General features: G+C 47.3%; 10 protein-coding genes and 1 pseudogene. 9 read left to right on the forward strand and 2 right to left on the reverse strand.

All coding sequences use genetic code 11. The annotated features are described in order from the left end of the window. Positions 1-302 precede the first annotated feature (302 nt). The 9 genes and pseudogenes from A8990_RS22295 to A8990_RS22335 all read left to right on the forward strand — a co-directional run bounded on the left by A8990_RS22295 (position 303) and on the right by A8990_RS22335 (position 8,793). Positions 303-1,436 (forward strand): NADH:flavin oxidoreductase, encoded by a 1,134-nt coding sequence (locus A8990_RS22295; RefSeq protein WP_116191263.1) that lies wholly within the window; start codon positions 303-305, stop codon positions 1,434-1,436. A 127-nt stretch (positions 1,437-1,563) separates the two neighbouring features. Continuing rightward, complete coding sequence (locus tag A8990_RS22300; RefSeq protein WP_116191264.1) at positions 1,564-2,055, forward strand: quercetin 2,3-dioxygenase; 492 nt, start codon at positions 1,564-1,566, stop codon at positions 2,053-2,055. Positions 2,056-2,225: 170 nt separating this feature from the next. Then, the gene (locus A8990_RS22305) at positions 2,226-3,659 is read left to right on the forward strand and encodes an alpha-L-rhamnosidase N-terminal domain-containing protein (RefSeq protein WP_181909721.1); all 1,434 of its coding nucleotides are present in this window, start codon (positions 2,226-2,228) and stop codon (positions 3,657-3,659) included. Continuing rightward, on the forward strand, positions 3,656-3,997 hold the full coding sequence (locus A8990_RS22310) for a hypothetical protein (RefSeq protein WP_116191266.1): 342 nt from the start codon (positions 3,656-3,658) through the stop codon (positions 3,995-3,997). Before A8990_RS22305 ends, A8990_RS22310 begins: the two co-directional genes overlap by 4 nt. A gap of 7 nt (positions 3,998-4,004) precedes the next feature. Continuing rightward, positions 4,005-4,145, forward strand: a pseudogene (locus tag A8990_RS22315) (helix-turn-helix domain-containing protein); the annotation flags it as partial. 216 nt (positions 4,146-4,361) lie between these two features. After that, entirely contained in the window at positions 4,362-5,258 is an 897-nt protein-coding gene (locus A8990_RS22320) for a nucleoside hydrolase (RefSeq protein WP_116191268.1), read from the forward strand. A 34-nt stretch (positions 5,259-5,292) separates the two neighbouring features. After that, entirely contained in the window at positions 5,293-6,213 is a 921-nt protein-coding gene (locus A8990_RS22325) for an ABC transporter permease (protein ID WP_245996151.1), read from the forward strand. A gap of 39 nt (positions 6,214-6,252) precedes the next feature. Beyond that, the gene (locus A8990_RS22330) at positions 6,253-7,173 is read left to right on the forward strand and encodes a carbohydrate ABC transporter permease (RefSeq protein ID WP_116191269.1); all 921 of its coding nucleotides are present in this window, start codon (positions 6,253-6,255) and stop codon (positions 7,171-7,173) included. A 51-nt stretch (positions 7,174-7,224) separates the two neighbouring features. Further along, positions 7,225-8,793 carry an ABC transporter substrate-binding protein gene (locus tag A8990_RS22335; RefSeq protein WP_181909722.1) on the forward strand — a complete coding sequence of 523 codons (1,569 nt, stop codon included), beginning with the start codon at positions 7,225-7,227 and terminating at the stop codon, positions 8,791-8,793. A 58-nt stretch (positions 8,794-8,851) separates the two neighbouring features. Here A8990_RS22335 and A8990_RS22340 read toward each other — a convergent pair whose 3' ends face one another. Next, on the reverse strand, positions 8,852-10,651 hold the full coding sequence (locus A8990_RS22340) for a cache domain-containing sensor histidine kinase (RefSeq protein WP_116191271.1): 1,800 nt from the start codon (positions 10,649-10,651) through the stop codon (positions 8,852-8,854). Next, on the reverse strand, positions 10,648-12,228 hold the full coding sequence (locus tag A8990_RS22345) for a response regulator (protein ID WP_116191272.1): 1,581 nt from the start codon (positions 12,226-12,228) through the stop codon (positions 10,648-10,650). The genes A8990_RS22340 and A8990_RS22345 overlap by 4 nt, the downstream gene beginning before the upstream one ends. Between the last annotated feature and the right edge of the window lie 79 nt (positions 12,229-12,307).

Raw genomic sequence — 12,307 nt, forward strand, 5'->3', positions numbered from 1 at the left:
ACGTTGGCATCGATGCCGCCACAATTACATTCCCCTAATCTGCTGATATCTGCAACAATGGATAACCGAACGGGATCACAGAGCGCGTAGAGGACGGACGAGAGATGAATATCAGCTTTGTCCGGGTGATAGAGTACCTTCAGGATCCTTCCTCCTCGTTGAAACGTATTGATTGCATATTAACACATCTCGTGCTATATTTCTATTGTTCGATAACAATCGAATTAAGACGCGCTCAATTGTCGGAACAGCAAGCTGTATAAGAAATCTACATAAAAAATAGATGGAGTGGAGGAACAATCATGACCAATCAATCTACTAATCAAGCGACGAACTCGCATTCCGTGGAAGCGTTGTTCAGACCTTTTTCATTAGGAAATCTAAGCTTGGCTAACCGGATCGTAATGGCTCCGATGACGCGAGCATTCTCACCGGCAGGTGTTCCTGGCCAGGATGTAGCGGATTATTACCGTAGACGCGCGGAGAATGGCGTTGGCTTGATCATTACGGAAGGGACATTGATCAATCATCCAGCAGCTACTGATAATCCCAATATACCTAACTTTCATGGAAAAGAAGCGCTTGCCGGTTGGAAACGCGTTGTTGACGCAGTACACGAAGCAGGAGGACGTATCGTTCCGCAGCTGTGGCATGTTGGGATGACTCGCAAGAACGGTTCGCTCCCTCACCCGGAAGCGCCATCGATTGGACCTTCAGGACTTACTCTCATGGGTGAACAAGTCAATGAACCGATGACGCAGGCGGAAATTGATCAAGTCGTGCAAGCTTTCGCACAAGCGGCTGCCGATGCGAAACGGATTGGCTTCGACGGTATCGAACTCCACGGCGCTCATGGTTACCTGATCGACCAATTCCTATGGGAGAAAACGAATCAACGCACGGATAAATACGGTGGCGATTTGCAGGAACGTACTCGATTTGCCGTCGAAATCATCGAAGCATGCCGCCGCGCAGTTGGTCCTGACTTCCCGATCATCATTCGACTGTCGCAGTGGAAGTCGTCCGAATATACGGCCAAACTCGCTGCTACCCCCGAACTGCTCGGACAATTACTCGCTCCTCTCGTGGAAGCGGGTGTAGATGTATTCCACTGCTCGACTCGCAGGTTCTGGGAACCTGAGTTCGAAGGATCTACCTTGAATTTCGCGGGATGGGTGAAGAAATTAACAGGCAAACCTACGATTACAGTAGGATCCGTCGGTCTCGATGATGAATTCATGGGCTCTTTCAGAGGGAAGAGCGCGGGAACGTCAGATATCAACGAGCTGCTTGTCCGTTTAGAGGCGAACGAATTCGATCTCGTTGCAATTGGACGCGCCTTGTTGGTGGATCCTGCTTGGGCTGAGAAGGTTCGAGGCAATCGTTTCGATGAACTACTTCCATTTTCCGTGGACGCATTGCAGCGGTTGTATTAATTCGATTCATGAGAAATCCAAGAGCAATTAGAGATGGCACTTGTGTCATCTCTTTTTGCTTTGCAGCAGGCGAAATATGATATTATATCTTATTATCTATTATTTTCATGAGTAGGGAGTTGTTGATATGACGGTTGGCAATAAGAGTATAGCAGGTGCAATGCACCGCAGCATAAATGATGACAATACCTACTTCTTTCTTAATGGGTTAGCTTCGATTCTAGTAAGCGGCGAGGACACGAACGGAGAATTTTGCATCATTCATTTTACAGGTAAAAAAGACGCAGGACCACCGCTTCATATCCATGAGGCAGAAGACGAAACGTTTCTGGTAGTAGAGGGCGAACTCGAAATTCAAATCGGAGACGAAATCATCCATGCCAAAGCAGGGGATTATGTCTTTGCACCGCGCGGGATTCCGCATGCACCCAAAACCATCTCTGAAACCTCCCAAATCGTAGTCACCAATTATCCGGCTGGCTTTGATCGTTTCGTAAAAGAAATGAGTGTTCCATACCATAAAGGAATGGAAAAACCAGAGGGTCCTCCTTCTGCTGAATTAATCAAGAAGCTCTTCGAGGTTTCCGAGAAATATAAAATTACTTATCCAAGTTTATAAGTTCAGAATCATCTTTATCGGAAGAGGCACGCGATCACATTGCGTGTTTTTTTGAATACACAAAATCACCATATAAATCAAAAGATTTCCCTCTTGAGCTGGAGGACCTCTGCTACCTATCATTAAATGGGAAGCGTCATACGTCATATCATAGAGAGCTGGGATATAGCTTGGCAGATGAAGCGATATCTTCCCCACTCTTCCGAAGAGAGTTCAGTCTGAACAAGCCAGTTCATCAAGCGACTGCCTATATTACCGGGCTTGGATACGACGAGCTGCCATGTAATGGCCGCAAGGTCGGAGATCACGTGCTCGCCCCCAACTGGACCGATTTTGACGAAACCTCGAAGCGGGTTCACTACATCGCTTACGAAATGATAGATTGCCTTCGATCCGGAGAGAATGCGATAGGAGTCATGCTGGGGAACGGATTTTACAACCAGACTGAACGGACGATCGAAGGCCATATGCGCTACGATTCACCTCGTTTTCTCTTTCAGTTAAAAATCGAGAACGAGGACGGTTCGCAAGAATGGATCGTGAGTGACGATAGTTGGAGTTGCAGCCAGGGGCTGATAACGTCTAATAATATGTTTCTCGGTGAAACCTACGATGCTGGTTTGGAGCAAGTGGGATGGGATTTCCCTGGATTTTATAGTTCGATGTGGGTGCAAGCCCAGCCTGTGCGTAAGCCGACAGGTCGCCTGGTATCCCAGCTTTCACCCGCTGTGATCGGCCTGATGATCCAGATTGCTGACGTTCTGGGGAGAACCGAAGATAGAGATCATTATCGGCAGATGCTGAAGGGGACCATCAGCGCCTTCAATGAGGAGTTTCTGGATCGCAATAAAGCATGCTATTCCATTGGCCGGCAGGGGGCAGAGGTGTTCCCATTCGTGCTTGGCTGTGTTCCAGTCGAGTTAGAAGCACGTGTTTGGGCAAGACTGCTTCAGCATTATCAGGTTGACCTGGCTGGACATTTGGATACGGGGATATTCGGTACCGCCTTTTTGTTTGACCTCCTGAGCAATCGGGGGGAGACGGATACGGCCTTGACTATTCTGAGCAAGAGAGATTATCCAAGCTATAGGTTCATGATTGAACAAGGAGCGACTACGTTGTGGGAGCGCTGGGATGAACTGGAGTCTCACAACCTTCCTATGTTTGGCAGCGTAAGCGCTTGGTTCTACAGAGTTGTTGCAGGTCTCGCACCGCACCGTGATGCTGTCGCTTTTGACAAAGCGGAGCTAAGGCAGTTCTGTTCCAATAAATTGGACTATGCGAAGGCTTCGGTTCACACGATTCAAAGGCAATATTCCATCCATTGGTCACGCACAGAAAATGGAGGGGGCGTCAAAGTTGCCATTCCATCCAACAGCAGCGCGGAGCTATATTTTCCGATTGAGAAGGTTGGGGCAGCCGTCAATGAAGTGAAAGGTTCCGGGACCATGAATCCACTGAGCGAACCTGGCGAAGTCCGCAGATTTCTTCAAGATAATCAGATTCCGAACGGCGACATTTATTTGAAAGAGGGGCTCCTGTATATCAATCTCGTCAAACCGACAGAAAGGGGCGTGAGGCTGCTTGCGGACAGCTATAGATGACGGTACGCGTTACACATTCGATCGAGGAGATGGAGGCAGCGCAGGATAAATTATTCAATCAAGGCCTGTTAAGCAGTCTTAATCTATATTCGACGAGCATTGACGTGATTAATAACAAAATCGTCTTTTCGATGCCGGATTCGAGCGAGGCAGAAGCGAAGCCCGAAATCGAGAAGTTGATCGATCCTAGTCTGATCGTTTACGACATTCAGAAGCTAAGCGAGAAGCCGGACGTTGTCGGCTCCATAGCTAAAATCGACAACGAGTCGCATCGTATTCTTGCAGGCGGGGACCCGCAGACTCGAGCTTGTCCCCTCGATTTAAGGAACGAACGATAAAAGCATTATTACGATGGCGAATCTTTCCATTCTGAAGAATGGGAAGGCAAAAGCGGTTCGTTTCTCAACGTTGGAAGCGATATGTAAAACGTTGGATTGTCAGCCGAGCGATATTTTGGAGTATAGAAACGACGAATATTCGCAATAAAAAATCAAATACTATAAGTCGGCTGCCAATAGTTGGCGGCCTTTTTTAGCTTCACGACCGAACCTTTAAAAGATCGTATATTTTTACTTGAAATCGTATTTTTGTATATATCAAGCGATCAGGATAAACCCTAGAATAGTAATTGTAAGCCCTTTCAATATTGCGGCATGATTAAAACCCAAGCGATACTAAAGACCACTTATATGGAGGGTTAAGATGGAGCGAAAGAAGGTAATCATTGATACGGATATTGGCGACGATATCGATGACGCGCTGGCGATCGCCTTTGCGCTGGAGTCGCCGGAACTCGATGTGATTGGCATTACGACGGTGTTCAAAAATGTATCAGCCCGGGCAAAATTAGCGGTTAACATGCTTAGCATGGCCGGACGGACAGATATCCCTGTATACGCCGGAATCGGCAGTCCGATCCTTAATAAGGTCGACATGAATGAGATCCCTTGCCAATACGCCGAAGAGAAGGATGGAAATGCGGATGGCTTCGGCACAAACGGCATCGATTTCATTATAGACACGGTCATGAAATCGGACGGGGATATTACCTTGGTGCCGATCGGCCCCTTGACCAATATCGCGATCGCCATCCTCAAAGAGCCGGCGCTCAAACGCAAAGTGAAGGAAATCGTCATGATGGGAGGCTGCTTCTACAGCCATTTAAGCGAATGGAATATTCGATGCGACCCGGAAGCCGCCAGAATCGTGTTTGAATCCGGCATCCCCATCAAGGCCGTCGGGCTGGACGTTACGGTTCAATGCGTGCTGACCGAGGAAGACGTAAACCGGTTGAAAACCAACCATAAACAATCGGGTACCTATTTTCCGGAATTGATCGAGCGATGGTATAAGGTGGCGAAACATTTTCCCATGATGCATGATCCGCTGGCGGTTTGCGCCGTATTTGACGATCGCATGCTGGAATTCCAACAGGATGAAATCGTTGTGGAGACGCAGGGCGAGTTCACCCGCGGGCAGACCTATAACCGAAGCGCCCTCTACTGGCGCGGAAACGCCGACCAGTCCGTGATCAAGGCCGCCAAGCATGTGAATGCGGATGCTTTTATCAAGCTGTATATGGACAGAGTTTGCTTCTAACGAAATGATTTGCAGACGAAGGAAGTGATAGCGGTTGGTCAAGCGCGGCTTTCTCTATGAAATTCGGAAGAATAGAACCTTGTTCTTAATGGCTTTACCCGCAGTTTTATTGATCCTCTTGATCTCCTACATCCCGATGGCGGGAATAATCCTGGCTTTCAAGGATTACAGATTCGACCTCGGCGTATTCGGCAGCCATTGGAACGGATTCGAAAACTTCAAATACTTCTTTAATTCGGGGACCGGGCTGCGGGTAACGCGCAATACGATCCTGTATAACTTGTTGAATCTGGCTACCTCGCAGCTGTTCGCCATCATGATCGCGATTTTCATTAACGAGATGAGAGGCAAATATTTCAAGAAAGTATCGCAATCCGTCATTTTCCTTCCCTTCTTCATCTCATGGACGATTGTTGGCGTCTTCGTGTACAACATCTTCAACTATGAGACTGGAACACTGAACTCGATGCTGAAATCCTTGCACATGGATCCCGTGAACCTGTACAGCACACCAACAGTATGGATATTCATCATCTGTTTCTTTAACTCCTGGAAGTGGGTCGGCTATACCTCGGTCATATATATCGCATCGATCCTCAGCATTGACGCCGAATGTTTTGAAGCCGCCGAGATTGATGGAGCGAATATTTTTCAGAAAGTATTTTATATTACGATTCCGTCCATTAGCCCGACGATATTCATTATGTTCCTGTTGAACATAGGCCGGATTTTACGAGGCGACTTCCAGATGTTCTACCAGATTATCGGCAACAACGGTCAGCTGTTCGACACTACCGATGTCATCGATACGTTTGTTTTCCGATCGCTTCTTACGAGCGGCGATATCGCAATGCCGGCTGCGGCGACCTTCTATCAATCCGTACTCTGCTTCGTCATCATTATGGTGGTGAATGGCGCCATTCGAAAGACCAGACCGGACAACGCGTTGTTCTAAGAGCTGGCTCGATTACGTTTTCATCAGGAGAGGAGATATATGGAGAACAAGCTTGCTATCGAACGAAAAGGAAGGCTCCCGAAGACGGAAGGCGTGAATCTATTATTCAACGTGATCAGCTATACCGTCGTTACCGTCGCGGCTATTCTTTGCCTGCTGCCGTTTGAGATCCTCATATCCGGATCGTTCACTGACGAGAAGGCAATAGCGCTGCATGGTTACGGCATCATACCAAGCAAATTCTCATTTGAAGCTTATCGCATATTGTTCAAGTTCCCGGAATCGATCATAAGAGCCTACGGAGTATCCATCTTTATTACGGTAATCGGCACGGCCATCGGGTTATTCGTTACTTCAATGACGGCCTACGTGATGAATCGCAAGGATTTCAAGTATCGGAATAAGCTTGCATTCTTCTTCTACTTTACGACGTTGTTCAACGGAGGTATTCTATCGACCTATATCTTCTTCGTCAAATACCTGCAATTGAAGAACGATATGCTTTCGTTGATTCTACCGCTTCTTATCAACGTGTTCTATCTCATCGTGATGCGAACCTTCATTAGTTCGATCCCTGATTCGATCAGCGAATCAGCCAAAATCGATGGAGCAGGAGACTTCGCTATCTTCATGAAGCTGATACTGCCGCTTACGAAGCCAGGGCTTGCAACCATAGGCCTGTTCTATGCCTTGGATTACTGGAATGACTGGTACAATGCAATGCTCTATATTACGGATCCGGACAAGTACCCGCTGCAATATCTGTTGTTTTCAACGCTGCAATCAGCCGAAGCCATCTCCAGAATATCCAAGATGGCTAGCGTAGTCGCAATTTCTGTGCCTACCTTGTCGTTGAAGCTGGCCATGGCGGTTATTGCGACGGGACCGATCATTCTGGTCTATCCGTCTGTACAGAAATATTTCGTCAAGGGTCTGACGGTTGGAGCGATCAAAGGATAATATCGGATCATCCGGTTTATCGAATAAACGACAATTTCAAGGGGGATGCGAATGAGAAGATCAAACATGCTTACGCTGTTTTTGCCGGTGGTGCTCAGTATGGCGATTGCGCTTACAGGCTGCGGCGGCAATAACTCCGGAAATTCAAAGGCGGATTCAAGTAACGGCGGCAATACGAAGGGTACGACAGATAATGCTGCTGCCGATAATACTGCGGCGAAATCGGATATTGATCTTTCCAAGCATGTTAACCTGAACATGTACCTGATCGGCTCACCTGCCAAGGATTACGATATGGTGCTTGCCGAAGTGAACAAGAAGCTGGAGAAAGATCTGAACGCTACCTTAACGGTGAACTGGGTAGGATGGGCCGATTATGGCACGCAATATCCACTGCTTCTTGCTTCCGGAGAACCGATTGATCTGATTTACGCTTCGACATGGACGAACTTCTATTCCAATGCTCGTAAAGGCGCGTTTATGGCGATTGAAGACCTGGCCAAGAAATATGCGCCGAAGAGCCTTGCGCAGATCACCCCGGATTTCTACACGCAGACGGAAGTGGACGGTCACCTCTACGCAATGCCTGCAGAGTTCTATCAGTATGGCGATATGGGATATATCGTCAGAGGCGACTTGATGAAGAAATACGGACTGACAGCGATTAACAACATCGATGATTACGGCAAATATATGGATGCGGTCGTGAAGAACGATCCGCAGCTCGATCCAAGCGGCCAGATCAGTTCATCCGGCGGTCTCGAGACCTATTATGCTTCCTCTAAAGGTTACTACAACATTCTGTCGAGCCAGTTTACTCCTTTCTATGTGAATATGGATGATCCATCTGCCAAAATCTTCAACTTGTATGAGTCGGATGGCATCCTGGATTACTTCAAGAAAATGAAAGAATGGGGGGACAAGGGCTACTGGTCGAAATCGATCCTCTCCAACAAAGACGATAAAATGTTCAAGGAAGAGAAGTCCGCGTCCATCCTGCACAATCAAGATTCCTGGAGCGGCGCATACATGGAACATCCGGATTGGGATGTCCAATTCTATCTGAACAGCAAGTACACGTATAAGACGCAAGCGATGCAGGATGGAATGGCAGTACCGGCTTCGTCCAAAAATCCGGAACGCGCATTGATGTTCCTTGAACTATTGCGCACGGATAGAAGCTATAACAATCTCCTTACTTACGGTATCGAGGGCAAGCATTATGAAATTACGGCAGACAATAAGTTGAGAGCGCTTGATTTGGATGGCTTCGCGCCGGATGGCTATTGCTCCTGGGGCTTTAAAGCGCCAGAGCTCCGATATGAGGTTGTCGATTCTCCGCCGAACATTGGCGACGTGCGGAAAGCACTGGCGGATCGGGCCAAAGAGAACCCGTATGCGCTCTTCACGCCTGATTTCGAGCCTGTAAAGAACGAAATGGCAGCTGTAACCAATGTGGTGCAGCAATATTCATTCCCGCTCAACTACGGATACGTGAAGAATCCGGAAGAGGGTCTGAAAACGCTCGTTTCCAAAATTAAAGCGGCAGGCTCGGAGAAGATCATGGCCGAAATGCAGAAGCAGCTAGACGCGTTCATCGCAGCCAACAAGTCGGGTTAATTCAAACAAACAGAAGGTTCAGGTAGGATTGCATCATCCTGCCTGAACCTTCTTTTTTTCAACGATTTGGTATTCGAATTTCGACCATGGTTCCTTTTCCCGGCGATGAACGGTAGGTAAGGCCGTATTCCTGACCATAGCAGAGCTTGATCCGGTGATTGATGTTTCTGACGCCATATCCTTGGACTTCATCATTGGCGTTCCCATTAGCGAGCAGCCCTTCGGCTTGTTCGGGGAGCATGCCTACGCCATCGTCTTCGACAGCCAAGATAATATCGTTCTTTTCCTGAAATCCTGTGATGGTAATGATGCCTTCGTCTCTGTCCCTGGCTTCGAGTATGCCGTGGATAATCGAATTTTCAACAAGGGGCTGGAGGATTAACTTCAGGATATTGCAGTTATGCAGCACGGGGGCGATACGAACTTCCAGCTTGATCTTATTGTCGAAGCGCAGATTCTGAATTTGTACATAGGCGCGAATATGATTGATTTCATCGATGATGCTCACGATATCCTTGCCCTTGTTCAGGCTCAGCTTGTAGAACTTGGCGAGCGACTGCGAGATCACAGCGATTTCGGGCACCTCATTGTCAATTGCTTTCCAGTTGATCAATTCAAGCGTGTTATACAGAAAGTGTGGGTTGATCTGTGCCTGAAGCGCCTTGAGCTCCAGATTTTTTATTTCCTTACCGTTCTGATACTGTTCATCGACGAGAATTCCGATTCGTTTGATCATATGGTTAAAGCTGTCGGTCAACTCGCCGATCTCGTCGCGACTGGTTGAATGAACCTCCACGTTGAGAACGCCTTCCTGAACCAAGCGCATTTTTTTCTTGAGCAGTAAAATGCGTTTGACCGTTGCGCCTGTAATGAGATAGGCCAATCCATAAGATAGAAGGCCGCAAACCAGCATCAATACGAGCATGAGATCTCGGATTCGGGTGCTTTGCGTAAAAATCTCCGTCAATGGAATCGCCGTAACCATCGTCCAATCCGTATTCTCGATCGTTCTTTTTTTGATGACATAATCGCTGCTGCCGATTTTCGCATTATTCCATGACAGTCCGTCGTCTTGGTCCTTGATGAGCGCTAGATTCGGGTTGATGCGATGGAAATTTTGCAGGTTGGAGCAGCTTGCGATAGCGCCATTCGAATTTTGGATATAGACGACGCCGTCATTCGTTATATTTGCTTTCTGGATGATTCCGTCGATAACGTCTTGTAAAATGTTCAGCTCGATGATCCCGATAATTTCCGAGGTCTGTTCGCTGTTTCGGATTTTCCTAAGCAGCGAAATCACCGGTACTGGATCGAGATTGCTATTGTTGTTCGTGATGGTATGCTCGGTAAGCCAACTGACCTTATCCTTGGAAGCCAGCAGCGCTCGATAGTTCTCCGTTTTGGAAAAGGCGTCCATATTCATAAAGTTGAAGTTTTGGCCGGCATACATAAGCCAACCGGGAACATACAAGCTTGCCCGATAGACATCTTCCGTGTTCTGAAAGCTGTTTAAGAAGTATTCCAATTCTTGTCTGTCTATGTTCTGTTGCACGTAATCATCTGCGAACACTTGCTTGTCCCTTGTCAGCATCGTTTGAACATCGGCGTTGAAATAGATGACGTCGGACGCCTTGATCAGCGTGTTCACCTTGTAGGTCAAGAATGTGTAGGCCTGGTCGAATGACTGATCGGCGGAGTGAAGGATTTGTTTCTCGTAATCCCGCGATACGTTTGTGTACGTAATGGAAGTCATGAGCGCAAGCGGCAGAAAGATGAGGATGAAATAGGAGATCAGGAGCTTTCCTCGAATATGCATGTTCGAAAATAACCCGGTTATCGTCCGCAGCGTTTGTCTCACGATTTATGTTTTCTCCTAAATTCAGTAGGTGTCATGCCTGTAATTTTCTTGAACGTCTTCGCGAAGTAATTGGCATCGTTATAGCCTGACAGATCCGCGACCTCGTAAAGCTTGGCCTGCGGCTCCATCAATAAGTCTGCGGATCGCTCTATTCTGACCTCCGTAATATATTCGCTAATCGTTTTGCCCGTTTCTTTCTTAAATAGAGATGACAGGTAGGTAGGTGTCAGGTGAACGTGATCGGCCAGCATATTCACGGAAATCTCTTTGTCGCGATAATGGCTTCGTATATACTTTTTTGCGTCGAGAACCGCTCTGCTGTTGGAATGGATATTGTCGATGCCGTCAATGATATAGGAAACCTTTTTCAAGTAGTAATCTTTGAGCTGCTTAAGCGTGCCGATCTTCGACATCATCGCCCAATCATACTCCTCTTGACGATGGTTAGACGAGCTTAGCTGGAGACCGTGCTTCTCGCCTTGCTGGATGAGCATGCGCATCATGCGATAGAAGAGGTTTTTGACTTCGTCGACCGGCGTTCCGGTCTTTGTTTTTATCATATGATATAGATGTTCCGTGAATTGAATGATGCTGTCTTTGTGAAGCTCCTGCAGAAGCCTGGCATAGGAAGTCAAGATTTCTTCATTGAGCGCGTAAACGGCAGCCGGCTTGTTATTGGCGTAGAACATATTCCCGAAGTCGTAATAAAAGAGATGTTTAAGAAAGCCATTTGCCATTTCATAAGAAGAGCGTATTCCCGACAATTCGGACGAAGTGCTGCCGACGACCCAGGATATTTCCGAGCATCTCAATTGATGTTCTTTAACATGCGCTGATAGAAGATGGTACATCGCAGCAAAATCTTGTTTATAGGCCGGTTTATGTGCGGATAGGATTAGAATATGGAAGGATTCTTTCGTGACTGCCAAATGCGTAAAGCCGTTTGAAGCTTGATCAAGAAACTCGATGATCCTGTTGGAACAGCTTTGTTTGTCTTCGTTTGTCACGGCATCGTCATAGGCAGGGACGATGATCGAAACCGTGTAGGAGTCGCATTGGTCAAACGCGATGCCGGCAAGGTGTAAATTCCGGTGTAGTTCGGCGCAATCGATCGGGTTGTGAATCAGCCCGTTCACGATATTCTGACGAATGAACGGAATGCTCTCCGAAAGCGCCAAGTTGATATGATTGAATTTATGATTCTCTAAACAAAGCTGTACGGCCTTCGCAATCACCTCTTGCAGCTCCTCGATATTAATCGGTTTTTCGACATAGCTGACGGCATTAAGGCGAATAGCGGCTTTCAGGTATTCTTTGTCGGAGTGGCCGCTCAAATAAATGATTTGACAGGCTGGAAACTGTTCTCTGATGCAGGAAGTGAATTCGATACCGTTCATTCCCGGCATTCTGATATCTGATATGACAATATCGGGAAGAATGCGACGGGCTGCATCGAGTCCATCAACACCGTCCTTGGCTTCTTCAACAACATCGACCCCGAGCTCATGCCATTTGATGTGCTTCATCAGACCTTTTCTAGTTACGGACTCGTCTTCAACGAGCAGCAGCTTAATCATGCGATTTCACTCCCGGGTAAGTAATGACATCACGGTAGGCTAGCAGTCGAAACGTAGACCGAGCTGCTCCTTATTAAGT

The sequence above is a fragment of the Paenibacillus taihuensis genome (genome assembly GCF_003386535.1).
Classification (GTDB): domain Bacteria; phylum Bacillota; class Bacilli; order Paenibacillales; family Paenibacillaceae; genus Paenibacillus_Z; species Paenibacillus_Z taihuensis.

Coding starts and splice junctions, on each gene's coding strand:
- A8990_RS22295 (WP_116191263.1), top strand. CDS start 303: ATGACCAATCAATCTACTAATCAAGCGACGAACTCGCATTCCGTGGAA.
- A8990_RS22300 (WP_116191264.1), top strand. CDS start 1,564: ATGACGGTTGGCAATAAGAGTATAGCAGGTGCAATGCACCGCAGCATA.
- A8990_RS22310 (WP_116191266.1), top strand. CDS start 3,656: ATGACGGTACGCGTTACACATTCGATCGAGGAGATGGAGGCAGCGCAG.
- A8990_RS22320 (WP_116191268.1), top strand. CDS start 4,362: ATGGAGCGAAAGAAGGTAATCATTGATACGGATATTGGCGACGATATC.
- A8990_RS22330 (WP_116191269.1), top strand. CDS start 6,253: ATGGAGAACAAGCTTGCTATCGAACGAAAAGGAAGGCTCCCGAAGACG.
- A8990_RS22335 (WP_181909722.1), top strand. CDS start 7,225: ATGAGAAGATCAAACATGCTTACGCTGTTTTTGCCGGTGGTGCTCAGT.
- A8990_RS22345 (WP_116191272.1), bottom strand. CDS start 12,228: ATGATTAAGCTGCTGCTCGTTGAAGACGAGTCCGTAACTAGAAAAGGT.